The following is a 26,635-nucleotide window of genomic DNA, read 5'->3' as shown; positions in this document are numbered from 1 at the left end:
CCGCGAGCCGGATCAGCCGCCGGGCGGCGGGACCGGCTGCGGACCCAGGTGACGCAGGGTGGTCACGAACAGCAGGACGATGGCAATGAGCGACAGTGTGGCGCTTGGCAGCAGCAGGGAGGGTTTCCCCAGGTCGGCCACGGCGCGCAGGATCAGGCTCGTCTGAAGCAGTCCGGCCGGCATGTAGAAAGCGTGGCTGAAGCGCAGGCGACGACGCAGGATGGCCGGGAAGATGACCGGCGCGTGCCCCATCACCATGGTGAAGACGTAGCCGAGCATGACACCGTGAATGGCCAGATCCCGGTTGTAGGGTGCGCTGATCAGCGCCACCGCCAGCCATGCGTAACCGGCCAGTACATTCTTGCCCACATAGCCCGGCAGGCCCGGTTTGCGCCAGGTCAGGCGGGCCAGATCCCAGCGCCACAGCCATCCCCAGGCCCCCGCAGCCCCGAGCACGACCGTCATCTGTGACCAGCCATCCCGGGCACCGGTCAGCAGTCCGGCTGCCATGAAGGTACAGAAGGCGCCCATCAGCCAGAGCGAAGGCGCGGCAGGACGGCGCACCCGGCTCAGCTCGATGCGCTCGGCCATGATCGTCAGTACCAGAAAGCCGCCCCAGCCCGCCAGCCCCGCCAGGGGATGGCCGGCAGCATAGGCGTGCAGGTGTCCGCTGCCGGCCAGCAGGGCGGCCAGCGCCATGATGACGAGATGGAGCTCGCGGAAGCGCCACACCAGTTGCAGGTGAACGGCCAGGAGCAGCAGCATGGCGAGCATCGCCGTGCCCAGTGCCGGCTGCATCTGCCCGCCGATCACCGCCATCAGATCAGCCGCACAGAGCATGCCCACGGCAACCCAGAGCGCTGCATGCCCGGTGGCCACGGCGCGTTCGAGTGCAATGAGTGTGGGGAAGAAGAGGCCGGCCACCAAGGCTCCGTGCCAGGTCATCCAGTGCGCCGGAATATCCACGGGGCCGCCGAAACGGACCCAGCCGCCCAGCAGGCCGGCAATCAGGGTCAGCACGGCGCAGGCGAGCACCGGCGCGCGTCTTGCCCAGGCGGGCAGGTTTTCAGAGATCATGGGCCATGCGCTCCGGTGTCCAGGGGGGATCAAAGACCACATTCACCTCGATGTGACGGCCCGGGTACAGTGCGGACAGGGCATCGTGAACCGCATCCGTGATCAGTCCGCCCATGGGGCAGGTGGGCGAGGTGAGCGTCATCGTCAGGGTCACGCGCTCGTCCTCTGCCTCAAAACCATAGACCAGGCCCAGCTCGACAATGGACAGGCCCATTTCGGGGTCCTCTATGGCCGCCAGGCGCTCCCTTACGGGATCCGGCAGCAGTGGTGTGGTGTCTGTCATCCGATCGGCTCCTGCAATCGTGGGTCAGCCCGGGACGGGCCGGTGAAGCGATGATAACGGCTCCCGGCTGCTGAACCAATGGTTGCGCAGAAATGAAGGCGGTGAACGCGGTATTGATGTGCGTCAAATTACTACATTGGTGGTGATGTATACTGATCTCGGCAGTTTTTAAAAGAGAATATTGGGTAAGTTTCCCGATTTGCTCAGGCAGACCGAATATTGGACAATACGCGCTCCGAAACGAAACATCCAGCGCGGGAGATCTCTCAGATGCCGACTCGTCAAGACCTGGCCAATGCCATTCGTGTCCTCAGCATGGACGCGGTTCAGAAGGCCAAATCCGGCCATCCCGGAGCGCCCATGGGCATGGCAGATATTGCAGAAGTGCTTTGGCGTCACCACATGCGTCACAACCCCACCAATCCGAAGTGGCCCAACCGGGACCGGTTCGTGTTGTCCAACGGTCACGGTTCCATGCTGCTGTACTCTCTGCTGCACCTGACCGGCTACGATCTGAGCATTGACGATCTTCAGAATTTCCGTCAGCTGCACTCGAAGACACCGGGGCATCCCGAGTACGGTTATACGCCGGGTGTGGAAACCACCACCGGTCCGCTGGGTCAGGGTGTGGCCAACGCAGTGGGCATGGCGATTGCGGAAAAGGCTCTGGCAGCCCAGTTCAACCGTGATGGATTCAATCTGGTGGATCACTACACCTGGGTCTTCCTGGGGGATGGCTGCCTCATGGAGGGCATTTCCCACGAAGTCTGCTCTCTGGCCGGCACGCTGGGACTCGGCAAGCTGATCTGCTTCTATGACGACAACGGCATCTCCATTGACGGCGAAGTGGAAGGCTGGTTCACGGACGACACCCCGAAGCGGTTTGAAGCCTATGGCTGGCAGGTGATCTGCGATGTGGACGGGCACAATCCCGATGCCATCGATGCGGCCATCGAGGCGGCCAAGGCCAACACGGAACAGCCCACCCTGATCTGCTGCAAGACCATTATCGGTTACGGTTCGCCCAACAAGCAGGGCAAGGAAGAATGTCATGGCGCGCCGCTGGGTGAAGACGAAGTGCAGCGCGTCCGCGAACAACTGGGCTGGCCCCATCCGCCCTTCGTCATCCCGGAAGACATCTACGCCGCCTGGGATGCGCGCAAGACCGGGCAGGCCCGCGAAGCGGAGTGGCAGAAGCAGTTCGAGGCCTATCGTGCCGCATGGCCCGAACTGGCGGCCGAGTTCGAGCGTCGCATCAGGGGTGAACTGCCGGCCGACTTCAACGAAAAGGCCGCCGAATTTGTGCGCGCCTGTCAGGACAAGGCCGAAAATGTCGCCACCCGGAAGGCTTCCCAGAACACCCTCAATGCCTATGGCCCGCACCTGCCCGAATTCCTGGGCGGTTCCGCTGACCTGGCCGGCTCCAACCTGACGCTCTGGTCCGGCAGCAAGGCGCTGACCCGCGAGGATGCGTCCGGCAACTATATCCACTATGGCGTGCGCGAGTTCGGCATGTCCGCCATCATGAACGGTATCGCCCTGCATGGCGGCTTCATTCCCTATGGCGCCACCTTCCTCGTGTTCATGGAGTATGCACGCAATGCCGTACGCATGGCGGCGCTCATGAAGCAGCGTGCCATCCATGTGTATACGCACGACTCCATTGGCCTGGGTGAGGACGGCCCGACGCACCAGCCGGTGGAACAGATTGCCAACCTGCGCCAGACCCCGAACATGAGCACCTGGCGCCCCTGTGACACGGTGGAAACGGCTGTGGCCTGGCAGGCCGCACTGAACCGGGCGGACGGCCCGACCGCACTGATCCTGACCCGCCAGAATCTGCCCTGCCAGCCGCGCAGCAGCGAGCAGGTGGACCAGATTGCACGGGGCGGTTACGTGCTCGTGGACTGTGACGGCACGCCCGAGCTGATCCTGATTGCCACCGGCTCCGAAGTGGAACTGGCCGTCAGGGCCACCGCGGAGCTGAATACGGAAGGTCGTCGCGTCCGCGTCGTGTCCATGCCGTCCACTGATGTATTCGATGCGCAACCGGCGGAGTACCGCAATGCCGTGCTGCCCCTGGATGTGCCGGCGCGCATTGCCATCGAGGCGGCCTGGGCCGAATACTGGTACAAGTATGTGGGCCTGGATGGCCGCGTGATCGGCATGACCACCTTTGGCGAGTCTGCACCGGCTGCCGAGCTCTTCCGGGAATTCGGCTTCACGGTGGAAAATGTCGTGGCCCAGGCACGCGAACTGCTGGAGTCTCTGGACGACTAACGTGAGAAGTGACTACCGGATAGCCATCAACGGATACGGGCGCATCGGCCAGTGTGTGCTGCGCGCCCTGTATGAAGGGGGTTACCGTCAGCGCATGCAGGTGGTGGCCATCAATCAGCTGGCCGATCCGGAAACTGTCGCCTATCTGACCCGGTACGACACCACGCATGGCCGCTTCCCGGGTACGGTTGCGGTCGCCGAACAGGGCCTCATGGTCAACGGTGACCGTATTGCCATCCAGCAGCAGCCGAATCCGGAAAAGCTGCCCTGGAAAATGCTGAACGTGGATCTGGTGATGGAATGTACCGGCCGACTCAGCCGTCGTGAGCAGGCCGAGGGGCATCTGCGGGCCGGTGCGCCGCGGGTCCTCTATTCCGAGCCGGCCTCGCCGGACGTGGACAAGACCATTGTCTTCGGTGTCAATCACCAGACGCTGGGCGCGGAGGACCGGATTGTCTCCAATGCGTCATGCACCACCAACTGCATCGTGCCGGTGATTCGCATTCTGCATGAAGCGTTCGGTGTGGAGCGGGGCATGCTCACCACCATCCATGCGGCCATGAACGACCAGCCGGCCATTGACACCTATCACCATCCGGACCTGCGCCGCAACCGCAGTGCCATGGCGTCCATCATTCCCGTGGACACCGGGCTGGCACGGGGGATCGACCGGCTGCTGCCCGGACTGGCCGGACGTTTCACCGCCAACGCGGTGCGGGTACCCACGCTCAATGTCTCCATGATTGATCTGACCGTTCAGCTGACCCGGCCCGTCTCCCGGGAGGGCGTCAATCGGCGCATCCGGGAAGCCACGGCCGGTCCGCTGCTGGAAGGCGTGCTGGGGTGGACCGAAGAACCCCTGACATCAAGCGATTTCAATCATGACCCGCGCAGTGCGGTCGTGGATCTGACTCAGACACAGGTGGTAGACGGTCACATGGTCAAGCTCATGGTCTGGTTTGACAACGAATGGGGCTTTGCCAACCGGATGCTGGATACGGCGCTGGCCTGGCTGGACCGCTGCAACGCTCACGACAAGACATCATGAACGAGGAAATTCCCATGACAATCAAGACGATTAAAGATGTGGACCTGAAAGGCAAACGTGTCCTCATTCGTGAGGACCTCAACGTGCCGGTCAAGGACGGCAAGGTCACCTCCGATGCCCGGATCCAGGCGGCACTGCCGACCATCCGTTATGCCATGGAGCAGGGTGCCCGGGTCATGGTCATGTCGCATCTGGGCCGGCCGGAAGAAGGCCAGTTCGATCCGGCCGCTTCCCTCAAGCCCGTGGCCGAATATCTCTCCGGCCTGCTGGGCCGCCCGGTGCCGCTGATTGCGGATTATCTCGACAAGGCTCCTGAAGTGGCGGAAGGGGACGTGGTCCTGCTCGAAAACGTACGCTTCAACAAGGGCGAAAAGAAGGATGACGAAGCACTGGCCGAGCGCTATGCCCGCCTCTGTGACGTCTTTGTCATGGATGCCTTCGGCACCGCACACCGCGCCCAGGCATCCACTCACGGTGTCATTCTCAAGGCACCGGTCGCCGTGGCAGGGCCCCTGCTGGCGGCCGAACTGGACGCGCTGGGCAAGGCGCTGGAGCACCCGGAGCGTCCCATGGTGGCCATCGTCGCCGGCTCCAAGGTGTCCACCAAGCTGGATGTGCTCAATGCCCTGGCGGACAAGTGCGATCAGCTTATCGTCGGGGGCGGCATTGCCAACACCTTCCTGGCGGCAGCCGGGCAGCCCGTGGGCAAGTCCCTTTGCGAGCATGACCTCATCGATACGGCCAAGGCCATCGCGCAGAAAGTGTCCGTGCCGCTGCCCGTCGATGTGGTGGTCGCCCCCGAATTCAGCGAGAACGCACCGGCCACGGTCAAGCCCGTAGGGAAGGTGGCTGATGACGACATGATCCTGGACATCGGCCCTGAAACGGCCCGTGTTCTCAGCCAGCTGCTCAAGTCGGCCCGCACCATTCTCTGGAATGGACCGGTCGGTGTGTTCGAATTTGACCAGTTCGGCAAGGGTACGGAAGCACTGGCCAGGGCCATTGCCGAATCAGATGCCTTCTCCATTGCCGGCGGAGGTGATACGCTGGCAGCCATTGACAAGTATGGCGTGAAGGACAAGATTTCCTATATCTCTACCGGTGGCGGTGCATTCCTGGAATTTGTGGAAGGCAAGACACTGCCGGCCGTTGCGGCGCTCCAGGCGCGCAGCGAATAAACCCGTTACCTGACTGACCAAGGAGATACATACATGGCACTGATCTCACTTCGCCAATTGCTGGATCATGCCGCCGAGCATGGTTACGGTGTGCCGGCGTTCAACGTCAACAACCTCGAGCAGATGCGCGCCATCATGGAAGCCGCCAGCGAGACGGACAGCCCGGTCATCGTCCAGGCGTCTGCCGGTGCGCGCAAGTACGCAGGTGCGCCCTTCCTGCGGCACCTCATCCTCGCTGCCATTGAGGAATTCCCGCACATTCCCGTGGTCATGCACCAGGACCACGGCACTTCACCGGCAGTCTGCCAGCGTTCCATCCAGCTCGGCTTTTCATCCGTGATGATGGACGGTTCCCTGCGTGAAGACGGCAAGACCCCGGCCAGCTACGAGTACAACGTGGAAGTCACCCGCAAGGTTGTGGAAATGGCCCATGCCTGCGGCGTGTCCGTGGAAGGCGAGCTGGGTTGCCTGGGTTCGCTGGAAACCGGCGAAGCGGGCGAGGAAGATGGTGTCGGGGCATCCGGGAAGCTCAGCCACGATCAGCTGCTGACCGATCCGGACGAAGCCGCCGAGTTCGTCAAGGCCACCGGTGTGGACGCACTGGCCATTGCCATCGGAACCAGTCACGGCGCCTACAAGTTCACCCGTCCGCCCACGGGGGATATCCTGGCCATCGAGCGCATCAAGGAGATCCATGCCCGGATTCCGGACACACACCTGGTCATGCACGGCTCTTCATCCGTGCCTCAGGAGTGGCTGGCGGTCATCAACGAATTCGGTGGCGAGATTCCGGAAACCTACGGTGTGCCGGTGGAAGAGATCTGCGAAGGCATCAAGCATGGTGTGCGCAAGGTCAATATCGACACCGACCTGCGTCTGGCCTCCACCGGTGCGATTCGCCGCTTCCTGGCGAAGAATCCGTCCGAATTTGATCCGCGCAAGTACCTCAAGGAATCCGTGGCAGCCATGAAGGCCATCTGCGTGGCACGGTACGAGGCGTTTGGTACGGCCGGTCAGGCCAGCAAGATCAAGCCCGTGTCGCTGGAAAAGATGTACCAGCGCTACGAGTCCGGTGAACTGGATCCGAAGGTCAATTGAGGGTTCCCGCACCTGCAGACATCGGCTGGCAACGCCATGAGGTGATTGCCAGCCTGTCATCCTGGGACGCTGCAACCGATCTGGATGCGGCGTCCTCCCCCACGCCTGTCATTCGCTATCTGGACTACTACGGACTCTGGTTCGGCGGTGACGTCAGCCAGCGGATCGGCACACTGAATGCCTGCGGCTACCGGGTCGTCGTCCATCGCTATGTGCCGCCCGGCGCGCGGGGCACGGTGCTGGTGGTTCATGGCTATTTCGATCACGTGGGGCTCTATCGGCACCTCATCCGTTTTCTGGTGGAAGAGGGCTATGCCGTGGTGACCTGGGATCAGCCCGGGCACGGTCTGTCTTCGGGTGAACTGGTGGCCATCGAGAGTTTCCGGACCTATCAGGGGGTGCTGGATGCGGTGCTGGATGCCCAGGGCGACGATCTGCCGCCGTGGCAGGGCGCAGTGGGTCAGAGCACGGGTTGTGCCGCACTGACGGAATACATCCTCGCGCACCGGGCCGATGAGGCCTGGCGCAGACTGCCCCGTTACATCTTTCTGGCGCCGTTGTTGCGGCCGACCCGTTACCGCAAGGCGCGCATCATGTACCGGCTGATTTCACCCTTCCGGCGGATCTGGAAGCGGGAGTTCTCGGTCAACAGCCATGATCCGGACTTCATTCGCTTTCTGCAGACGCAGGACCCTCTCCAACCCCGGGTGCTGTCCGTGCGCTGGGTCGGCGCCCTGGAGCGGTGGGTCAGGCGGGTGGAGCACGCCCCCCGGTACAGGGTGTACCTCTGGCGATTATCCAGGGGGACGAGGATGGCACGGTGGACTGGCAGCACAATCTGCCCCAGTACCAGCGCCTGTTTCCGGGTGCCCGTGTGATTCTCGTGCCCGGAATGCGTCATCAGGTGGTCAACGAAAGTCCGGCTTACCGGGAGCGCGTCTGGGCCCTGATTCGCAAACAGTTACGCATTCCCACTTGAACCCCGGGCGCCGGTTGCCCAAGATGACATTCAGTGTCTGTTCAGTTCAGATGGGCAGACTGTGACGGTATCAGAGATGCAAGGAGACGGAAGCATGAGAACAAAACTGGTCAGCCTCGCGCTGGTGACGGCGATGACGGCCGGCTGCGCCACCTATGACCCCTATACCGGTGAAAAGAAAACCGCCAATGCCACTTCCGGTGCAGTGATTGGCGCCGTGACCGGGGCCATTATCGGTGCCGCCACCTCCAGCAAGAAGGATCGTGGCAAGGGGGCCCTGATCGGTGCGGCCGCAGGCGGTGCGATCGGCGGCGGCGTGGGCTACTACATGGATCAGCAGGAAGCGCGGTTGCGGCACCAGCTCGAAGGCACCGGCGTACGTGTCGTGCGTGACGGCAACGAGATCATCCTGGTCATGCCCGGTAATATCACCTTCGATACAGGGCGCAGTGAGATCAGGGCCGAGTTCTTTGATGTGCTGAACTCCGTGGCCCTGGTGCTCAAGGAGTACAAGAAAACGGCCATAGAAGTGGCCGGTCACACGGACTCCACGGGCTCTCTGGCACTGAACCAGAAGCTCAGCGAGGACCGGGCCAACAGCGTCAAGCGCTATCTCATCGGGCAGGGCATTCCGGCGTCGCGTATCCATGCCGTCGGCTATGGCCCGCGCTATCCCGTGGCCAGCAACGATACACCGGAAGGCCGGGCGCAGAACCGCCGGGTGGAACTCAAGCTCATGCCGCTGGAGAATGCGCAGTACTGAGCCGCCTCCGGGTACGGCCCCGGGCACATGAAAAAGGCAGACCCGCGGGGTCTGCCTTCCGGTCTGTCGCTGTCCGCGCTGCTGTCAGAACAGGACGCGGCAGCGAATGGTACCCTTGACCGCCCGCAGTTTCTGCAGTGCCAGGTCGCTGTATTCCTTGTTGACATCAATGACCACGTAACCCACTTTCTCGTTGGTCTGCAGATACTGACCGCAGATATTGATGCCATTCTCCGAGAAGATGCGGTTGATCTCGGACAGCACGCCCGGAATGTTTTCGTGTACGTGCAGCAGGCGATGGTAGTCCGGATGCTCCGGCAGCGCCACTTCCGGGAAGTTGACGGACGATACGGTGGCACCGGTATCGCTGTAACGCACCAGTTTTTCCGCCACTTCAATGCCGATGTTGGCCTGTGCTTCCTGCGTGCTGCCGCCGATGTGGGGCGTCAGAATCACGTTGTCGAACTCGCGCAGCGGTGAAACGAACTCTTCGTCGTTGGAGCGCGGTTCAACCGGGAACACGTCGATGGCCGCACCAAGCAGCTTGCCGCTTCTGAGGGTCTCGACCAGTGCATCGATATCGACGACCGTGCCCCGGGAGGCGTTGATGAGTACGCTCTTGTTCTTCATCTGGGCCAGTTCCTCCGCACCAAACATGTTTTTGGTAGCGGGGGTTTCCGGTACATGCAGGGAAATGATGTCGCACATGCCCAGCAGCTCCGGCAGGTTGTCCACCTGTTTCGCATTGCCAAGCGGCAGCTTGCTGACGATGTCATAGAAATACACTTCCATGCCCAGGCCTTCAGCCAGCACGCTCAATTGGGTGCCGATGCTGCCGTAGCCGATGATGCCCAGCTTCTTGCCGCGGATTTCATAGCTGTCCGTGGCGGACTTGTCCCAGATGCCGCGATGTGCCTTGGCGTTGCGGGCGGGAATGCCGCGCATCAGCAGGATCATCTCGGCCAGCACCAGCTCGGCAACGGAGCGGGTGTTGGAGTAGGGCGCATTGAATACGGCAATGCCCTTTTCCGTGGCTGCCTGCAGATCCACCTGATTGGTGCCGATGCAGAAGCAGCCGATGCCGATCAGCTTGTCTGCATGATCCAGCACTTCACGGGTGAGCTGCGTGCGCGAGCGGATGCCGATGAAGTGGGCGTCCGCAATCTTCTTTTTCAGCTCATCTTCCGGAAGTGATTTCTTGTGATACTCGATGTTGGTATAGCCGGCCGCTTCCAGTGTCTTGATGGCGTTCTGATGCACCCCTTCCAACAACAGAAAACGGATCTTGCTCTTGTCCAGTGACGTTTTGCCCATGCTCTCCAGCCCTGTCTGTGTCTACTCTCAAGGCCGCGTATGATACCATAATCGTCCGACATTCAACCTGAAAAAGTCTCAAGACGGATTGAACATCATGACAGACGCGGCTGCAGCACGCATACTCTCGCAACTGGAACAGATTCTCGAACCCGGCAAGCTGCGCACCGACGCAGAAGCCCTGGAAACCTACGGCAAGGACTGGACCCGAAAGCACATGCCCCGTCCGCTGGCCATCGCCTTTCCCAGGACCACCGATCAGGTGCAGGCCATTGTCCGGCTGGCCAACGAGGCCCGGATCGGACTGGTACCGTCCGGCGGCCGGACCGGCCTCAGCGGTGGCGCAGTGGCCACCAACGGCGAGATTGTGGTGGCCTTCGACTACATGAACCAGATCGAGGACTTCAACCCGGTGGACCGGACGGTGGTCTGTCAGGCGGGCGTGGTCACCGAGCAGCTGCAGAATTTCGCGGAAGAAAAGGGGCTGTTCTACCCGGTGGACTTCGCCTCGGCCGGTTCCAGTCAGATCGGCGGCAACCTCTCCACCAACGCGGGCGGCATCAAGGTGATCCGCTACGGCATGACACGGGACTGGGTCGCGGGCCTGGAAGTGGTCACGGGCAAGGGTGACGTCCTGCATCTGAACCGGGATCTGGTCAAGAACGCCACCGGTTATGACCTGCGCCATCTGTTCATTGGTGCCGAAGGGACACTGGGCTTCATCACCCGGGCGACCATGAAGCTGACGCGTCCGCCGCGCAATCTCACCGTGCTGGTACTGGGCCTCACCCACTTCCGTCATATCATGGACGTGTTGCAGCTGTTCAGCGCAAACATAGATCTGACCGCGTTCGAGTTTTTCTCCCACAAGGCGCTGCGGCACGTGCTGGCACGGGGAGAAGTCCCGGCACCCTTTGAGGGCGAAGCGCCCTTCTATGCGCTGCTGGAGTTCGAGGCCACCACCGAAGACGTGCTCAACGATGCCATGAGCCTGTTCGAAAAGGCCGTGGAAGAGGGCTGGGTGCTGGATGGCGTCATCAGCCAGAACGAAACCCAGGCGCGCAACCTGTGGCGGCTGCGGGAGGACATTTCCGAAACCATCGCCCGGCATACACCCTACAAGAACGACATTTCCGTGGTGCCCTCACGCGTACCGGACTTCCTCGAGGAAATCGACGAAGTGGTCAGCCGTCATTATCCGGACTTCGAGATTGTCTGGTTCGGTCACATCGGGGATGGCAACCTGCACCTGAACATCCTCAAGCCCGGGGATCTGCCCAAGGAGGAGTTCTTCAGGCGGTGTGAACAGGTCAATACCTGGGTGTTCGAAATCGTGGCCCGGCACAACGGGTCCGTGTCCGCCGAGCACGGTGTGGGCCTTCTGAAGAAGGACTACATCGGTTACAGCCGCAGCGCGGAGGAAATCGAGTACATGAAGGCCATCAAGCGGGTGTTTGATCCCAACGGCATCATGAATCCCGGCAAGCTGATCGATCTCTGAGGACACCGTATGCGAACGGATCATCTCCCGGTTGCCCGCCTGATTTCAGGCGAACGGTTCGACGCCCCCGTCAGCAAGGTGGTCTGCGTCGGACGCAATTATGCCGAACACGCCCGTGAGCTGGGCAACGCGGTGCCGGATGCGCCGATCTACTTCATCAAGCCCGCCTCATCGGTTACGGCGATGGAGGAGGGCATCCGGCTGCCCGAAGGACTGGGCAGTGTCCATCACGAAGCGGAGATCGCCATCCTGGTGGGCGATACGCTCACTGCCGCCTCGGAAGAGGAGGCCGTGATGGCCATCGCCGCATTGGGCGTGGGACTGGATCTCACCCTGCGTGACGTGCAGGGTGAGCTGAAGGCGAAGGGACATCCCTGGGAGCGCGCCAAGGGCATGGACGGACTGTGTCCGCTGGGCCCCTTCGTGCCGATGGCCGGGCGTGAAGCGGATCTGGGCGACCTGCATATCCGCATGGCCGTCAATGGCGAGATCAGGCAGGCCGGTTCCAGTGCACACATGATCTTTCCCATTGCCACCCTGCTGGCCGACATGTCCCGTTACTTCACCCTGTATCCCGGAGATGTGGTGCTGACCGGTACACCGGCCGGGGTGGGGCCGCTGGTATCCGGTGATCAGATTGAGCTGGTTCTGGAGAACTGGGTCACGGTTTGCGCCAGTGTACGCTGAGCATCCGGTGCGGGCGGGCTAAACTGATCCGGTGCCCGCCGACGCAGTACCGCCACAGGAGGATGTATGGACAGGGACACGTTCAACCGCATGGTGACCCGCTACCGGGCCATGGCCCGGGTCAACCCGGAGGCCTATGAGCGCGCCGTGCGCAAGGTGGTGCGGGAAGGCTACCTGCTGATCGGCGTGCTGATGGTGCTCGGGCTGGGACTGCTGGGCGGGGTGACCCTGATGGCGCTGGTGAGCCCGCTGCTGCTTGTTCTGCTGTTCAAGCTCAAGGTGGGATTTCTTCTGATTCCCGTGCTCTGGGCGGTGATTCGGTCACTGTTTGTCCGCTATCCGCCGCCGGAGGGCTACCCCCTTTCCCGCGCATCGGCGCCGGCCCTGTTCGAGACTCTGGATGGGCTTCAGCAGCAGTTGGATACCCCTCGTGTCAACCAGGTGTTGCTGATCCCGGATTTCAATGCCTTTATCGCTGTCGAGCCACGCTTTGGCTGGTTTGGTCCACCCCGGGTCACGCTTTCCCTGGGCCTGGAACTGCTCATGAGTACCAGTGAAGCCCAGGCTCGCAGTGTTCTGGCACACGAGCTCGGTCATTTGACGCGCCGCAACTGGTCACTGGACCGGCGTGTGTACTGGCTGCGCAGAACCTGGTCCCGTCTTTACGATTACTTTGACCGCCAGCAAGGCTGGTCCACGGCCCCGATCCGCAAGGCGCTCGAAAATTACGTTCCCCGGCTCCAGGCGATCACTCATGCCGCAGCACAGCGGGAAGAATACAAGGCTGACAGCGTCAGTGCCCGGCTGACCACGCCCGGGGATGCGGCCAGTGCGCTGACAGTCGTGAATGTACTTGAGCCCTATCTCAGGGAATACTATTGGGAGCGCTTCGGTCGCCAGGCCGTGAGGGCATCCCGGCCCAAAATGGGGGCATGGGCCGGCCTGAGTACCTTCTGGCGCTCGGAAACGCTGCCCGGGCCCGTATTCCGGCGCCTGCTCAATCAGGCCCTGCACAATGAAACGGACGTGCTGGACACGCACCCCTGCCTGGCGGACCGGCTGAAGCATCTGGGACAACCCCCCGGGTTTGTCCTGGCAGACCGGACAGCAGCCGAAGCCTGGCTGTCACCCTGCCTGAATGAGATTGTCAGCCACTTTGACCGTCTCTGGTGGGACGCGGTACAGGATCGCTGGACGGCCGCGCACGAAGCAGGAAAGCAGGCGCGCGAGGCGCTGCATGCACTGCTTCGCGGGCGCCGCTGGCACGAACTGAGCGTGCAGGAACTGCGCGAAGCAGTGCCTCATCTGGAGGCCCTCTGTCAGGACGATGCGGTACGCCGGGTGAGCGAGGTGCTTTACAGGCATGACCCGTCGGATGCGGACAATCGTCTGCGCCTCACCCGTCTGCAGGCCCGGGACAACGAACCGGCCTGTCTGCAGACCGCCAGAACGCTTCTGGAAGATGTGGAGCGGGCCACGGAGGCCTGTTACTGGGTGGTTTTCTATCTGAAGGGGTTGGATCACATTCACCCGGAACAACAGTGGTGGGAGGGTCAGTGGCAGGCGGCCAGTGAGCGCGCCGTGGCTCTGGAAGCCGCCTTCGAAAATCTGCAGCCTTCCGATACCATTGTGGTGCCTGACCTGCCCCCGGGCGCCCTCGAAGAGATACGGTCCTTCGCCGCCCGCCTGCCGGATGCCCGCCAGCTCTGGATCGCCCGGCGCATTCTGCCTGAATTCGGGCAGGTGCCGTGTTACCTGCTGGTGGTTCGCCCACGAAACGGCTTTGTGGAAACAGAGGAACTGGCCGCACAGATCGCGCAGGCAATCCCGCTGTCCTGCCGTCTGCACGTGCTGAGCGAGGACATGAAGCCGGCCCAGCTGGTCAAGCCACTGTGTCGGGCTGTGATTGACCAGGGAGTGCCGCTGAAGTGAGCGGCTTCATCCGCATGCCCCGGTTCCCGGTCGGTTTCAGGGTATCCTGACGACAGTCATGAGCACGATCACTTGGGGCGGGGGCAGGGGAGGCTGCACGACAGACATGACCTCGTTTCGGTTTTCGCGTACAATGTGGCTCCCTTGAGCGAGGATGCCTTGGGTATGGGGACGCGCAAGGCAGCGCTCACACGGTTAGACAATAAAGCGAGTGTTGAGGCAAAACATGACAGAGAGAGTCCAAATCGGCGGCCTGCAGGTTGCCAAAGTACTGTACGATCTGATTGCACGGGAAGTGGCGCCTGGCACCGGTATCGAGCCGGATCAGTTCTGGACGGCGCTCGGCGCGATTGTGCGTGACCTGGGTCCGCGCAACAAGGAACTGCTTGCCAAGCGGGACGCGCTGCAGGCAAAAATTGATGCCTGGCACCTCGAGCGCAAGGGTCAGCCGCACAATCACGAAGAATACAAGGCGTTCCTGGAGGAAATCGGTTATCTGTTGCCCGAAGGGGACGATTTCCAGATCACGGTCGAAAATGTGGATGACGAAGTGGCCACCATCGCCGGCCCTCAGCTGGTCGTGCCGGTCATGAATGCCCGTTACGCCCTCAACGCTGCCAATGCACGCTGGGGCAGCCTTTACGATGCGCTGTATGGCACGGACGTGATCCCCGAAGACAACGGTGCGGAGAAGGGGCAGGGGTATAATCCGGTTCGCGGTGCCCGCGTGATCGAATACGCCCGCAATCTGCTGGATGAGATTGCGCCGCTTGCCCAGGGCTCTCACAAGGATTCGGTCGGCTATGCCGTGGTGAACGGCACCCTGATCGTGACCCTGAAAAACGGTGAAAAGACCGGCCTGGCACAGCCTGAAAAGTTTGTCGGTTACAATGGCGATCCGGCAGACCCGGTGGCTGTCCTGCTGCGCAACAATAATCTGCACGCTGAAATCCAGTTTGACCGCAAGCACCCGGTCGGCAAGGATGACCCTGCGGGCGTCAAGGACATCCTGATGGAATCCGCCATCACCACCATTCAGGACTGCGAAGACTCCGTGGCGGCGGTTGACGCGGAAGACAAGGTGGTGGTGTATCGCAACTGGCTGGGGCTGATTCGCGGCGATCTGTCCGAGACCTTCGAAAAGGGTGGCAAGACGCTGACCCGTACGCTGCGCGAAGACCGCACCTATACCGCGCCGGACGGCTCCACCCTGACGCTGCCCGGTCGCAGCCTGCTGTTTGTCCGCAATGTGGGCCACCTGATGACCATTGATGCCGTCCTGACCGAAAGCGGCGAGGAAATCCCCGAGGGAATCCTGGATGCCATGGTCACGGTTCTCATCTCCAAGCATGACCTGCTCGGCAACGGCAAGTATCGCAACAGCCGCAAGGGCAGCATCTACATCGTGAAGCCCAAGATGCATGGTCCGGAAGAAGTTCAGTTCACCTGCGACCTGTTTGCCCGGGTGGAAGATGCGCTGGATCTGCCGCGCAACACCATCAAGGTGGGCATCATGGACGAGGAGCGCCGCACCACGGTCAACCTCAAGGAATGTATCCGTGTGGCCAGGGACCGTGTGGTCTTTATCAACACCGGCTTCCTGGACCGTACCGGTGACGAAATCCATACCAGCATGGAAGCCGGCCCCATGGTGCGCAAGGGTGCCATGAAGGAAGAGCCCTGGATCAAGGCCTACGAGGACTGGAACGTGGATATCGGTCTGGCCTGTGGCCTGCGTGGCAAGGCGCAGATCGGCAAGGGCATGTGGCCGATCCCGGACAAGATGGCCCTGATGATGGAAACCAAGATTGCCCATCCGCTGGCTGGCGCCAACTGTGCCTGGGTACCGTCACCCACGGCCGCGACACTCCATGCCATTCACTATCACAAGGTGAATGTGGCCGCGCGTCAGGAAGAGCTGAGCAAGCGCGAGCGCGCGAGCCTGGACGACATCCTCACCCTTCCGCTGCTGAAGACGGAACTCTCCAGCGAGGAGATCCAGCAGGAGCTGGACAACAATGCTCAGGGCATTCTGGGATATGTCGTGCGCTGGATCGACCAGGGCGTCGGCTGCTCCAAGGTGCCGGATATCAACGATGTGGGCCTGATGGAAGACCGCGCGACACTGCGGATTTCCAGCCAGCACATCGCCAACTGGCTGCACCACGGTATCTGTACGCCGGAACAGGTCATGGAGACCATGAAGCGCATGGCTGCGGTGGTGGACCGTCAGAATGCCGGCGATCCCAACTATCGTCCCATGGCCCCCGACTTTGATGACAGCGTGGCCTTCCAGGCCGCCTGTGATCTGGTGTTCAAGGGCCGCGAGCAGCCGAACGGTTACACCGAGCCGGTTCTGCATGCCCGCCGCAAGGAAGCCAAGGCAAAGTTCGGCGGATGAAGCGCTGAGCAAGCAAGCCATACTCCGGGGGAAGCATGATGGCGACCTCCGGGATCCCGAAGATGACCGTGGCATGAGCCGCGGTCATTTTTATTGAGCCGGCCGCGTTATGGCCCGGTACTGTATCGGCCTTCCACCAGATCCTGACGCATTTGCGCCAGACGCCCACTTTTTTCAAGTGACTGCAGTCCTGTCCTGAAGGCAGCGACCCAGCGCCCGACCTCCGGCCGCTTGCGGGAAAACAGAATATAGCCATCCACCTCCGCAAGGGGAGGCTGCAGGGTGAAGAGGCCGTTGCGATCCTTCTCGGAAAAATCGTGCATCAGGATGTGCCAGCCGGATTGTTCCCCTACCGGAAAGAGGTCGATGCGTCCGGCGATCAGCTTGCGCATGTTGAGTTCATCCGAGCGGACCTGTTCCACATTCAGCAGGCCGGCACCTGCCAGGCGCCAGAATTCGTCGGAATACGTGAAACCGCGTGTGGCACCGATCCGCAATCCGGCCAGTTCGGCCAGTGTGGACCAGCGCTCCGGAACCCGGCCCTTGCGGCCAAAGAAGACAATTCGCTCATGATTGACGGGCGGGCTGTGGATAAAGTCCTGCTCGCGTTCCGCCTTGTAATACCAATAGGATGTGGCGTCGTAAACGCCCTGGCGTGTATCTTCCAGCGTCCGCTTCCAGGGCAGGTAGACAAAACGGGTTTCGATACCCTGAGCACGGAAGGCTTCCGTGACCACATGGTTGATGAAGCCGCCGTGGGGCAGGTGTTCGGAGGTCCAGGGCTGGTATTCCCCCGTTGCGATGGTGACCACCGGCCCGGCGAAGACGATCCGGGCACCGGCCATGCCGGCAGCAAGCAGCAACATCTGAATGAGAATACGGAGGGGCATGGACCCGGCCTGTCTGATCAGCTACTTCCTTTATAGTCCCCGGCCGGCGTATGTGCAAATTAACAGGTCGCCACAAATCGCCCGATTGCCTCTGTCAGGGTGTCAGGCCGGATCCGCCTGCTGTGCCAGACGCCCGGCCACCCGTGCGGCGGCGACAAAGCCGAACGAGCCCGTCACCATGGTGCAGGCACCATAGCCGCTGGCACAGTCCAGCCGGGTGGACTCTCCCGGTGCCGGTTTGGCCTGACATACACCGCCCTGACCATCCGGATAGCGCGGCTGCTCTTCCGAGAATACCGCCTCGATACCGAAACGGCGCTTCGGGTTGTCGGGGAACCCATGATGCTGTCGCAGGAGCTTGCGGGTCTTGGCCAGCAGGGGGTCGTGATAGGTCCGGCTCAGGTCGACCACCCGGATGCGTGTGGGGTCGGTGAGGCCACCGGCACCCCCGGTGGTGATGACCGGCTGCTTGTTGCGACGACACCAGGCCAGCAGGGCCACCTTGCTCTTGACGCTGTCGATGGCATCCAGAACGACATCAAAATTCCCGCCCAGAACCTCGCCCACGTTACCGGGCGTCACGAAACGGACATCCGCCGTACATTCCAGTGCGGGATTGATGGCCAGCAAGCGTGCCCTGAGCGCTTCGGCCTTCAGCTGGCCCACCGTACCTTCCAGTGTGTGAATCTGGCGGTTGGTGTTGGTGATGCAGATGTCATCCATGTCCACCAGTGTCAGCCGGCCGATCCCGGTGCGGGCCAGCGCCTCGGCAGCCCATGAGCCGACGCCCCCCAGTCCGACGATGCAAACATGCGACCGGGCAAAGCGTGTGAGCGCTGGCTCACCATAGAGGCGGGCAATGCCGCCAAATCGTTCGGAAAATGCTGTCATGCCTGAATATCACTGTCATCCGGGGGCGCCAGTATAGCAGAACCTGCGTTTGTCCCAATGAGCGGTTTGCGAAATCCCCGGTCATGCACTTTACTTGTGATAACCGAGTTCAAGCGAGCCGACATGACAACACCTGTTCTGATCTGCGACGATTCCTCCGTGGCCCGCAAGCAGATGGCCAAATCCCTGCCCAAGGACTGGGACGTGGAGGTCAGCTTTGCCACGAATGGCCATGAAGCCCTGGAGCTTATCCGGCAGGGCAAGGGGGATATTCTTTTCCTGGACCTGAACATGCCCGAGATGGATGGCTATCAGGTACTGGAGGAAATTCACAGGCAGGAGCTGCCGACCGTCGTCATTGTGGTCTCGGGTGATATTCAGCCGGATGCCCGGGCGCGGGTCATGAAAATGGGGGCGATGGAGTTCATCAAGAAGCCCATTGCGCCGGAAAAGCTGGAGACCATACTGCGACAGTTCGGCCTCTTTGATCCGGAACCGGTACCCGAGCCGGTATCGCAGGCCGTGGCAGAGGCGATTGAGCAGCCGGTATCGGAACTGGAGGTGTATCAGGAGATTGCCAACGTTGCAATGGGGCAGGCGGCCGACCTGCTGGCACGGCTGCTGGATGTGTTCGTGGTGCTGCCCATCCCGCGAGTGAACCTGCTGGAGGTGACCGAGCTCCAGATGGCCCTTCAGGCCGCGGAGGACAGGGACACCTATTCCGCGGTCTGCCAGGGCTTCATTGGCGCGGGCATCAGTGGCGAGGCCCTGCTGCTGTTTCATGACTCCAGCTTCGAGGACATGGCCCGCCTGATGCAGTATCAGGGGGAGGTCAATGAGCAGGTGGAGATGGAGCTGCTCATGGACGTTGCCTCCATTCTGATCGGCGCCTGCATCAAGGGTATTGCCGAACAGCTGGATGTGGACTTTTCCCAGGGGCACCCGGTCGTTCTGGGGCAGCACGTGGATATCGGCGAGTTGCTGAAGAACAAGACCTGGCGCTGGAAGCAAACCCTGACCATCGAAATCTGCTACAGCCTTGAGGGGTGCAATGTTGCCTGTGATCTCCTGCTGCTCTTTACCGAAGATTCCTTGCCGATATTGCGCAAGAAGATTGCTTATTTGATGTAGGAGCCGGACATGAGTAATGCGATGGAACTGAAAGAATTCCACTGGCTCATGGACATGCTCCAGACAGTGGATGTGGGGCTGCTGGTGCTTGACCGCGAATACAGGGTGCAGGTCTGGAACAGCTTCATGGAAAATCACAGCGGCATTCCTTCTTTCGAAGCCCGTGACAGGCTGCTGTTCGAGCTTTTTCCCGAGGTGCCGGAAGACTGGTTCAGGCAAAAAACCCGCTCCGTGTTCCTTTTAAAAAATCGAACGTTCACGGTGTGGGAACAGCGTCCCTACCTCTTTCGGTTCAGGAATTACCGGCCCATCACCGGCACCGAAGAGTTCATGTATCAGAACGTGACCATCTCGCCCCTGGTTTCGGCTACCGGTGACGTGGACTTTGTTTCCGTGCTCGTTTATGACGTGACGGATGTGGCCAGCCACCGCAAGCAACTGGAATCCGCGAATGCCAGGCTCGCACAGCTCAGCCGTACCGACAGGCTGACGGGGCTCTTCAACCGGGGTTACTGGGAAGAACTGCTCGAACGGGAATTCCTGCGCTACAAGCGCACGCAAATGCCCTCAACGCTGGTGATGTTCGATATCGATCACTTCAAGAAGGTCAATGACACCTACGGGCATCAGGCGGGGGATGAGGTCATCCGGCGGGTTTCGGCCATACTCAAGGACACCATGCGTGCCACGGATGTGGGCGGGCGCTATGGCGGCGAGGAGTTTGGGGTCATCCTGGCGGATACACCGGGAGAGAAAGGCGTGATTTTTGCCGAGCGGCTGCGTCAGCGCGTCATGGAAGAGGTTGTCACTCATGGCGGGCAGGACATCCGCTTTACCATCAGTCTCGGGCTGGCACAGGTGGATCAGAACATGGCAAACCGGACGGCCTGGATTGAGGCGGCTGATCAGGCTTTGTACCATTCGAAGGAGAATGGCCGGAACCGGACCACGCTGCACCCGGTCGCGGCCTCGTGAACCTTGTTACAACATTGCGCTTGTGATGTTTCGGTAAAATCGAAATTGAAAGCCGGGTGGCCGAAGCGTATAGTAGCGCCTCTGACGGGTAGTCTGACTCATCGGAGGTGGCAATGCCTGACGGGCTCCTGGCTAGTGTGCTTTTTCTTCTGTTGGCCGCGGTCGCTGCGGTGGTGTTACCGCACGCATGGATCCGGCGTGTGTGCCCCGCCCTGTGGGCGCTGGCGGGCATCACCGGCGCAGTGACGGTTGCGCCCGCCCTACTCGGTGACACGCCTCTGACCTGGGCCAGCGCCTTCGGGCTACCCTGGCTCAAGTGGCAATTCAGAGTCGATGCGCTGTCTGCGTTATTTTCCCTGATCATCTGTACGGTGGTGGTGCTGTCTGCACCCTATGTGCCCGCCTATCTGCGCCATGACGGGCACGGGAAGTCCAAGCGGCCGCTCCTGTTCTTCAGTGCAACCTTTATCCTGGGCATGCACTGGGTCACCTGGGCCAATGATGCCTTTTCCTTCATGATCGCCTGGGAACTGATGTCCGTTTCCAGTTTCTTCCTGGTCTGCCATCATCATGAAGACAGCGCCAACCGCCGGGCCGGTTTCCTTTACATGCTCATGGCGCATGTGGGTGCCATTGCCATCCTGTTGTCCTTTGCCGTCTTTGCGGCGCATGCCCACAGTTTCACCTTTGACGCGGCCCGGTCAGTGGATCTGTCTGCCGGCTGGGCAACCGTGGCATTCCTGCTGGCATTGCTCGGCTTCGGAATGAAGGCGGGTCTGGTGCCCGTTCACGTCTGGTTGCCGGAAGCCCATCCCGTGGCGCCGTCCTATGTGTCAGCGCTGATGTCCGGCGTCATGCTCAAGGTGGCGGTCTATGGCTTCCTGCGTGTGGTGCTGGACCTTCAGGGCGATATTCAGGCGGGCTGGGGCGTCACCGTGATGATACTGGGCGCCGTCACTGCCCTGTACGGTATTCTCCACGCAACCGTGCAGTCGGAAATCAAGCGGCTGCTGGCCTACAGTTCCATCGAGAACATCGGCATCATTTTCTTTGCCATTGGCATGAGTCTCATCTTCTTGGCAGAGGATCAGACGCTTTATGCCACCCTGGCGTTTGTGGCGGCCTTGGCGCATGCCGTCAATCACGCCCTGTACAAGAGCCTGCTGTTTCTCGGCGCCGGTGCCGTGATGCAGATGAGCCGCCAGTCCAGCATCGAGCGGATGGGCGGTTTGCTCCGGCTGATGCCCTGGACGGGTGCATTTTTTCTGCTCGGCATTGTGGCCATCACCGCACTCCCGCCCATGAACGGCTTTGTCAGTGAGTGGCTGACCCTGCAGGCAGCGCTGCAGTCCATACATCTGGAAAGCGGCATTCTCCGTTCCATCATTCCCCTGAGTGCGGCACTGATCATTCTGACCAGCGCCATCTCCATTGTCACCTTCACCAAGCTCTTCGGGGTCGCCTTTCTCGGCCGCCCCCGTCATCGGCAGGCACGGCGCAGCAAGCCGGCTCCGGTACCCATGATCGTGAGTTTTGCGCTCATCACCGGGCTGTGCGTGGTGATTGGCGTGCAGCCGCAATATCTGTTGCGAGCACTGACCGAAGTGCCGGGCCAGCTGTTCGACGGTGCCCTGCCGCAGATCATGGGGCACGGGTGGTTGTGGATCACGCCGGTTTCACCCCGTGTTGCCAGTTACAGTGCGCCCCTGGTGTTTCTCGGTGTGTCGCTGTCCATCGGTGTCTGGTGGGTCGCCTGGCTGGTGCTCCGGCGTCGCTACGGGGATGCCGCGCACCCGCGAGTGCCGGCGTGGGGCTGTGGTTTCGGCGGTGAAACGGCGCGAACCCAGTACAGCGGTTATGCCTACAGCATGCCTCTGCAACGTATCCTGCAAGGCTTCTGGCAGGAGCAGGAGACCCTGACGGAAGAGCCTTCCGTTCACCCGGCGCTGCTGCCACGACGCCTGCAGTTTCAGGCTGCGACACAGGACTGGATCTGGTGGGCACTGTACCTGCCCATCGCACGGTTGATCAATCGTTCCGCACGGCTGGTCTCCCGCATGCAGACCGGACGTGTCCGGCATTATCTGGCCTATTCCTTCATGACGCTGGTGGTATTGCTATGGATCAACAGTGGGATCTGACGGGCTGGGCGCTGGCCCTGTTGCAGACACTGGCGGTGGTTGCGCTGGCACCCCTGTACAGTGGCTGGATCAAGTGGATGAAGTGTCATCTGCAGAACCGGCGTGCGCCCGGCCTGCTGCAGCCGTACCGGGGGCTGAACAAGCTTTTCCGCAAGCGGCCCCTGCTGGCTGAAAACGCTTCGGTTATCTTCCGCATGGCGCCCTACATGCTGATGGGGGCCTCCTTGCTGGCGGCGTCGGCGGTACCCTTTGTGACCACGCACCTGCCCACGACGGCGGTCGTGGATCTGATCGTGCTGGTGGGCTACTTTGCGCTGGCCAAGTTCTTTCTGGTACTGGCCGGCATGGATGTGGGGACGGCATTCGGTGGCATGGGTTCCAGTCGCGAGGCCAATTTTTCCGCCTTTGCAGAACCGGCCATGTTGCTGGTGGTGTTCACTCTGGCCATGGTGGCTTCCTCCACCAACCTTTCCATCGTCATGGAAACCCTCCAGAGCGCCGGATTGGTGCTCAGGCCTTCTCTCGTATTCATCCTGGCGGCACTGTTGCTGGTCGGGCTGGCGGAAAACGGACGGATTCCGGTGGACAATCCGGCCACCCACCTGGAGCTGACCATGATCCACGAGGCCATGATCCTTGAATACAGTGGCCGCTACCTGGCCATGGTGGAGTGGGCGGCGCAGATCAAGCTGATGCTGTACGGGCTGCTGATCGTGAACATATTCTTTCCGTTTGGTCTGGCTGCCAGCGAGACGCCTCTCGATCTGCTTTCTGCGCTGGCAGGGGTGCTGATCAAGCTGGCGTTCATGGGGGCCGGTCTGGCGGTGGTGGAAACCGTACTGGCGAAGATGCGTCTGTTCCGGGTGCCCGTATTTCTGATTCTGGCCTTCATGCTCGCCTTCATGGGCATGTTCAGCCACATACTGCTGGAGGTGGCCTGACATGAGTCTTGCACAGCTTGACCTGTTCGAGCAGGCGATTCTGACCGCCGCGGCGCTGGTCATGTTCATGTCGTTCCTGCTGTTGTCACAATCCCGGGTGATCTCCACCATTCATACCTTTTCCGCACAGAGTGTGCTGATCGTGCTGATTACCGGGCTGGTGGCCATCGAAGAGAAGGAACTGCATCTCATGTATTCGGCCCTGCTGACACTGGTGCTCAAGGTGATCTTCATTCCCTGGCTGCTGCACCGGATTGCGCGCAAGTTCCATATCCAGCGTGCGGCCGACATCATGTATTCGCCCAGCCTGGTCATGCTGGCGGGGGGTGCCATTGCCATCTTCTGTTACTACATTGCCTTGCCCATCGAGCGCTATATCGAAGGCATCACCCAGCCCATCGTGGCCATCAGCATGACCACGGTCATGCTCGGCTTCCTGGTGCTGATCACCCGCTCGAAAGCCATTTCGCAGGTCATCGGGTTCATGGCCATTGAAAACGGCCTGTTCCTCGCTGCGGTCTCGGCAACCAAGGGCATGCCGCTGATCGTGGAGCTGGGGGTGGCCTTTGACGTGCTGGTGGCCGCAATCATCTTTGGCGTGTTCTTCTTCCAGATGAAGGAAAGCTTCGATTCCTTCGATGTGGATCACCTGAATCAGTTGTCAGAGGTGGATTCATGACGGCATTGTACCTGGCTTTATGGACCACCTTTGGTGGTGCACTGTTGCTGGCCTGGCTGGGCAGCAGGGCGCGTCTGGCAGACTGGCTGAACATGCTGGTCTCGGCGGTGACCTTTGCGGGCACGCTCATGATGGCGCATCAGGTCTTTGATGAAGGTCCGCAGCTTTCGGCCAATCATCAGTTCTATGTGGATGCATTCAATGTCTATCTGATCGTGCTCACCGCCTTTGTCGGTTTGACCACGGCGCTGTTTTCCGGCCCCTACATGCGTCACGAGCGGGAAAAGCGCCAGATTCCGGATGGTCGCATGCGCCTTTACTATGCCAGTTTCCAAGGCTTTCTGGGATCCATGCTGCTGGCGCTGTCCACCAACAACCTGGGTATCCTGTGGGTTGCGCTCGAGGGGGCGACCCTGGGTACTGTGCTGCTGGTCAGTTTCTACCGCACGCCCAGATCCATTGAGGCTGCCTGGAAATACTTTGTGCTCTGTGGTGTGGGCATTGCTCAGGCACTGTTCGGCACGGTGTTGATCTATTTTGCGGCGACGCAGCTCAATCTCAGTGCCGACGATGCCTTGTTGTGGTCGAGCCTGGATGCTCAGGCTGCCGGTCTGGAGCCGGTGATCCTGTCCATCGCCTTTGTCTTCGTGCTGGTGGGATACGGGACCAAGGTGGGCTTGGTTCCCTTGCACAACTGGCTGCCCGATGCCCACTCGGAGGGCCCGACTCCCATTTCTGCCGTGCTTTCCGGCCTCTTGCTGAACGTGGCCCTGTATGCAGTTGTCCGGGTCAAGATGCTGGCGGATGCCGCCATCGGCATGCCCGCGGAAGGCTACTGGCTGCACATGCCCGGCAAGCTGATGATGGGCTTCGGTCTGGTCTCCTTCATCGTGGCAGGCCTGTTTCTGCACAAGCAGAGTGACATCAAGCGTCTGTTCAGCTATTCATCCATCGAACACATGGGGCTGATTACCTTTGCCTTTGGCATGGGCGGGCCGTTGGCCACCTTTGCCGGACTGCTGCATATGGCGGTCCACAGCCTGACCAAGTCTGCCATCTTTGTGACCGTCGGCCACGCGACCCAGATCGCGGGTACCCAGGCCATCGAAAGGATCCGGGGGCTGTACAACACTCAGCCGCTGGTGGGCGGTGGCTTGCTGATTGCCACCGCAGCCATTGCCGGTGTACCGCCATTTGGCGTGTTCACCAGCGAGTTCCTGCTCCTCTCCGCGACCCTGGAGCACTGGCCCTGGCTGTCCGTCATGCTGCTCGCCGGTCTGGGCGTGGCCTTTGCCGGCCTGTTCCGGCAGGTGCAGCCGATGGTGTTTGGTGAGATACCGGAAGGACAGAAGCCGGTTCGGGCCAACATGATACCGGTGTTTGTGCATCTGGCTCTGGTGCTTTTTCTGGGGTTGGCCATCCCGGACATGCTGGCCCGCTGGTTTGATCAGGCCACGCGGCTGATCAGTGGAGGGGGTGTACTGTGAGTCTTCAATCCTGGCTGAGTACTCTGGGCGTCCGGGAATTCCCGGCGACCCGTGCGGGTGATCGTCTGGCTGCATGGGAGATTGCGGAGAGCTGCTGGATCGCTGCACATGAACAGATACGGGAGAGGGGCGGGCGCTTTTCCGCCCTGTGGGCCGACGAGCCGGATGATCGGGTCGTCTATGCGTTGCTCTGGTGCGAGGGGCAGTATTACCTGCTGCGCACCCGGCCAGTGGACATGCAGCTGCCTTCTGTCAGCCGCATCTGGGCGAATGCGGACCGGCCCGAACGCTACACCCGGGACATGTACGGCATTGATTTCACCGACGCCCTGGACAGTCGCCGCTGGGCCCGGCACCAGGCGTGGAGCAAGAAGGATTTCCCCCTGCTGAAGGATTTTCCGGCGGAGGGAAGACGGCAGGAGGCGAGCACTGATCCGGATGCGCCTTACGGTTACCACCAGGTGCAGGGGGTTCAGGTCTATGAAATTCCGGTGGGCCCCGTCCATGCAGGGATCATCGAGCCGGGACATTTTCGCTTCAATGCGGCAGGGGAGCGCATCCTCAGTCTCGAAGAGCGCCTCGGATACGTGCACAAGGGCATTGAAAAGCGGGCTGCCGGGCAGTCCGTTGCACAGGTGGCCCGTCTGGCTTCAAGGGTATCGGGCGACAGTGCGGCAGCGCACAGTCTGGCCTTTGCTCTGGCCGTTGAAGCTGCAACCGGGCTTGACTGTCTGCCCGAAGCGGTACAGATCGTGCGGGCCGTTGCACTGGAACGTGAACGCATTGCCAACCACCTGGGGGACATCGGTGCCATCTGTAATGATGTGGGCTTTGCCTTCATGCAGATGCAGTGCAGCCGGCTGAGGGAACTCTGGCAACGCCGGCAGCACCACATGTTCGGACACCGCCTCATGATGGATGTGGTGGTGCCGGGGGGCTGACCCGGTGGCCGGACAGGG

At 61.3% G+C, this 26,635-nt stretch carries 22 protein-coding genes; 17 read left to right on the top strand and 5 right to left on the bottom strand.

The window, feature by feature from the left end:
- Positions 1–12: 12 nt before the first annotated feature.
- Both AAIA72_RS08340 and AAIA72_RS08335 read right to left on the bottom strand, forming a co-directional pair.
- Positions 13–1,077: a hypothetical protein gene (locus tag AAIA72_RS08340; protein ID WP_369602938.1), complete on the bottom strand. Its 1,065-nt coding sequence runs from the start codon at positions 1,075–1,077 to the stop codon at positions 13–15.
- Positions 1,067–1,360 (bottom strand): metal-sulfur cluster assembly factor, encoded by a 294-nt coding sequence (locus AAIA72_RS08335; protein ID WP_369602937.1) that lies wholly within the window; start codon positions 1,358–1,360, stop codon positions 1,067–1,069. The genes AAIA72_RS08340 and AAIA72_RS08335 overlap by 11 nt, the downstream gene beginning before the upstream one ends.
- 270 nt (positions 1,361–1,630) lie before the next feature.
- On the opposite strand from AAIA72_RS08335, the gene tkt reads away from it, so the two are divergent.
- The 6 genes from tkt to AAIA72_RS08305 all read left to right on the top strand — a co-directional run bounded on the left by tkt (position 1,631) and on the right by AAIA72_RS08305 (position 8,706).
- Complete coding sequence (tkt, locus tag AAIA72_RS08330; RefSeq protein ID WP_369602936.1) at positions 1,631–3,640, top strand: transketolase; 2,010 nt, start codon at positions 1,631–1,633, stop codon at positions 3,638–3,640.
- 1 nt (position 3,641) lies between these two features.
- Positions 3,642–4,688, top strand: coding sequence for a type I glyceraldehyde-3-phosphate dehydrogenase (gene gap / locus AAIA72_RS08325; RefSeq protein ID WP_369602935.1), 1,047 nt, complete (start codon positions 3,642–3,644; stop codon positions 4,686–4,688).
- A gap of 14 nt (positions 4,689–4,702) precedes the next feature.
- A complete protein-coding gene (locus tag AAIA72_RS08320) occupies positions 4,703–5,866 on the top strand; it encodes a phosphoglycerate kinase (protein ID WP_369602934.1) in 1,164 nt (387 codons plus the stop codon).
- 33 nt (positions 5,867–5,899) lie between these two features.
- Positions 5,900–6,964, top strand: coding sequence for a class II fructose-bisphosphate aldolase (fba, locus tag AAIA72_RS08315; RefSeq protein WP_369602933.1), 1,065 nt, complete (start codon positions 5,900–5,902; stop codon positions 6,962–6,964).
- Positions 6,961–7,842: an alpha/beta hydrolase gene (locus tag AAIA72_RS08310; protein WP_369602932.1), complete on the top strand. Its 882-nt coding sequence runs from the start codon at positions 6,961–6,963 to the stop codon at positions 7,840–7,842. The genes fba and AAIA72_RS08310 overlap by 4 nt, the downstream gene beginning before the upstream one ends.
- 195 nt (positions 7,843–8,037) lie before the next feature.
- Positions 8,038–8,706: an OmpA family protein gene (locus AAIA72_RS08305; protein WP_369602931.1), complete on the top strand. Its 669-nt coding sequence runs from the start codon at positions 8,038–8,040 to the stop codon at positions 8,704–8,706.
- Between the two features lie 84 nt (positions 8,707–8,790).
- Here the strand turns inward: AAIA72_RS08305 and serA are convergent, their stop codons facing one another.
- A complete protein-coding gene (gene serA / locus AAIA72_RS08300; RefSeq protein WP_369602930.1) occupies positions 8,791–10,020 on the bottom strand; it encodes a phosphoglycerate dehydrogenase in 1,230 nt (409 codons plus the stop codon).
- 97 nt (positions 10,021–10,117) lie between these two features.
- Between serA and AAIA72_RS08295 the strand changes: the two genes are divergently transcribed.
- From AAIA72_RS08295 to AAIA72_RS08280, 4 genes are all read left to right on the top strand, one after another.
- Positions 10,118–11,521 carry an FAD-binding oxidoreductase gene (locus tag AAIA72_RS08295; protein ID WP_369602929.1) on the top strand — a complete coding sequence of 468 codons (1,404 nt, stop codon included), beginning with the start codon at positions 10,118–10,120 and terminating at the stop codon, positions 11,519–11,521.
- 9 nt (positions 11,522–11,530) lie between these two features.
- Positions 11,531–12,208, top strand: a complete 678-nt coding sequence (locus AAIA72_RS08290; protein WP_369602928.1) for a fumarylacetoacetate hydrolase family protein — start codon at positions 11,531–11,533, stop codon at positions 12,206–12,208.
- Between the two features lie 66 nt (positions 12,209–12,274).
- Entirely contained in the window at positions 12,275–14,140 is a 1,866-nt protein-coding gene (locus AAIA72_RS08285) for a M48 family metallopeptidase (RefSeq protein ID WP_369602927.1), read from the top strand.
- 226 nt (positions 14,141–14,366) lie between these two features.
- Positions 14,367–16,541 carry a malate synthase G gene (locus AAIA72_RS08280; protein WP_369602926.1) on the top strand — a complete coding sequence of 725 codons (2,175 nt, stop codon included), beginning with the start codon at positions 14,367–14,369 and terminating at the stop codon, positions 16,539–16,541.
- Positions 16,542–16,648: 107 nt separating this feature from the next.
- Here the strand turns inward: AAIA72_RS08280 and AAIA72_RS08275 are convergent, their stop codons facing one another.
- Together AAIA72_RS08275 and tcdA are read right to left on the bottom strand one after the other, a co-directional pair.
- On the bottom strand, positions 16,649–17,431 hold the full coding sequence (locus AAIA72_RS08275) for a substrate-binding periplasmic protein (RefSeq protein ID WP_369602925.1): 783 nt from the start codon (positions 17,429–17,431) through the stop codon (positions 16,649–16,651).
- 102 nt (positions 17,432–17,533) lie between these two features.
- Positions 17,534–18,322, bottom strand: coding sequence for a tRNA cyclic N6-threonylcarbamoyladenosine(37) synthase TcdA (gene tcdA / locus AAIA72_RS08270; protein WP_369602924.1), 789 nt, complete (start codon positions 18,320–18,322; stop codon positions 17,534–17,536).
- A gap of 123 nt (positions 18,323–18,445) precedes the next feature.
- Here tcdA and AAIA72_RS08265 point away from each other — a divergent pair, with 123 nt between their 5' ends.
- The 7 genes from AAIA72_RS08265 to AAIA72_RS08235 all read left to right on the top strand — a co-directional run bounded on the left by AAIA72_RS08265 (position 18,446) and on the right by AAIA72_RS08235 (position 26,617).
- Positions 18,446–19,453, top strand: a complete 1,008-nt coding sequence (locus AAIA72_RS08265; protein WP_369602923.1) for a response regulator — start codon at positions 18,446–18,448, stop codon at positions 19,451–19,453.
- Positions 19,454–19,462: 9 nt separating this feature from the next.
- Positions 19,463–20,428 carry a diguanylate cyclase gene (locus AAIA72_RS08260; RefSeq protein ID WP_369602922.1) on the top strand — a complete coding sequence of 322 codons (966 nt, stop codon included), beginning with the start codon at positions 19,463–19,465 and terminating at the stop codon, positions 20,426–20,428.
- 113 nt (positions 20,429–20,541) lie between these two features.
- Positions 20,542–22,569: a hydrogenase 4 subunit B gene (hyfB, locus tag AAIA72_RS08255; protein ID WP_369602921.1), complete on the top strand. Its 2,028-nt coding sequence runs from the start codon at positions 20,542–20,544 to the stop codon at positions 22,567–22,569.
- Positions 22,548–23,510, top strand: a complete 963-nt coding sequence (locus tag AAIA72_RS08250) for a respiratory chain complex I subunit 1 family protein (protein WP_369602920.1) — start codon at positions 22,548–22,550, stop codon at positions 23,508–23,510. Before hyfB ends, AAIA72_RS08250 begins: the two co-directional genes overlap by 22 nt.
- Before the next feature lies 1 nt (position 23,511).
- Positions 23,512–24,189: a hypothetical protein gene (locus AAIA72_RS08245; RefSeq protein ID WP_369602919.1), complete on the top strand. Its 678-nt coding sequence runs from the start codon at positions 23,512–23,514 to the stop codon at positions 24,187–24,189.
- The gene (locus AAIA72_RS08240) at positions 24,186–25,676 is read left to right on the top strand and encodes a hydrogenase 4 subunit F (protein WP_369602918.1); all 1,491 of its coding nucleotides are present in this window, start codon (positions 24,186–24,188) and stop codon (positions 25,674–25,676) included. The genes AAIA72_RS08245 and AAIA72_RS08240 overlap by 4 nt, the downstream gene beginning before the upstream one ends.
- Positions 25,673–26,617, top strand: a complete 945-nt coding sequence (locus AAIA72_RS08235; protein WP_369602917.1) for an NADH-quinone oxidoreductase subunit C — start codon at positions 25,673–25,675, stop codon at positions 26,615–26,617. The genes AAIA72_RS08240 and AAIA72_RS08235 overlap by 4 nt, the downstream gene beginning before the upstream one ends.
- Positions 26,618–26,635: the final 18 nt, after the last annotated feature.

Source organism: Thermohahella caldifontis (assembly GCF_041153465.1).
Taxonomy (GTDB): domain Bacteria; phylum Pseudomonadota; class Gammaproteobacteria; order Pseudomonadales; family Oleiphilaceae; genus Thermohahella; species Thermohahella caldifontis.
The sequence above is the reverse complement of the archived record's forward strand: the minus strand, read 5'-3'. Positions and strand labels throughout refer to the sequence as shown.

Coding starts and splice junctions, on each gene's coding strand:
- serA (WP_369602930.1), bottom strand. CDS start 10,020: ATGGGCAAAACGTCACTGGACAAGAGCAAGATCCGTTTTCTGTTGTTG.
- AAIA72_RS08340 (WP_369602938.1), bottom strand. CDS start 1,077: ATGATCTCTGAAAACCTGCCCGCCTGGGCAAGACGCGCGCCGGTGCTC.
- tkt (WP_369602936.1), top strand. CDS start 1,631: ATGCCGACTCGTCAAGACCTGGCCAATGCCATTCGTGTCCTCAGCATG.
- AAIA72_RS08260 (WP_369602922.1), top strand. CDS start 19,463: ATGAGTAATGCGATGGAACTGAAAGAATTCCACTGGCTCATGGACATG.
- AAIA72_RS08305 (WP_369602931.1), top strand. CDS start 8,038: ATGAGAACAAAACTGGTCAGCCTCGCGCTGGTGACGGCGATGACGGCC.
- AAIA72_RS08290 (WP_369602928.1), top strand. CDS start 11,531: ATGCGAACGGATCATCTCCCGGTTGCCCGCCTGATTTCAGGCGAACGG.
- AAIA72_RS08240 (WP_369602918.1), top strand. CDS start 24,186: ATGACGGCATTGTACCTGGCTTTATGGACCACCTTTGGTGGTGCACTG.
- AAIA72_RS08280 (WP_369602926.1), top strand. CDS start 14,367: ATGACAGAGAGAGTCCAAATCGGCGGCCTGCAGGTTGCCAAAGTACTG.
- AAIA72_RS08320 (WP_369602934.1), top strand. CDS start 4,703: ATGACAATCAAGACGATTAAAGATGTGGACCTGAAAGGCAAACGTGTC.
- AAIA72_RS08285 (WP_369602927.1), top strand. CDS start 12,275: ATGGACAGGGACACGTTCAACCGCATGGTGACCCGCTACCGGGCCATG.
- fba (WP_369602933.1), top strand. CDS start 5,900: ATGGCACTGATCTCACTTCGCCAATTGCTGGATCATGCCGCCGAGCAT.
- tcdA (WP_369602924.1), bottom strand. CDS start 18,322: ATGACAGCATTTTCCGAACGATTTGGCGGCATTGCCCGCCTCTATGGT.
- AAIA72_RS08295 (WP_369602929.1), top strand. CDS start 10,118: ATGACAGACGCGGCTGCAGCACGCATACTCTCGCAACTGGAACAGATT.
- AAIA72_RS08275 (WP_369602925.1), bottom strand. CDS start 17,431: ATGCCCCTCCGTATTCTCATTCAGATGTTGCTGCTTGCTGCCGGCATG.
- AAIA72_RS08265 (WP_369602923.1), top strand. CDS start 18,446: ATGACAACACCTGTTCTGATCTGCGACGATTCCTCCGTGGCCCGCAAG.
- AAIA72_RS08250 (WP_369602920.1), top strand. CDS start 22,548: ATGGATCAACAGTGGGATCTGACGGGCTGGGCGCTGGCCCTGTTGCAG.
- hyfB (WP_369602921.1), top strand. CDS start 20,542: ATGCCTGACGGGCTCCTGGCTAGTGTGCTTTTTCTTCTGTTGGCCGCG.
- AAIA72_RS08335 (WP_369602937.1), bottom strand. CDS start 1,360: ATGACAGACACCACACCACTGCTGCCGGATCCCGTAAGGGAGCGCCTG.
- AAIA72_RS08245 (WP_369602919.1), top strand. CDS start 23,512: ATGAGTCTTGCACAGCTTGACCTGTTCGAGCAGGCGATTCTGACCGCC.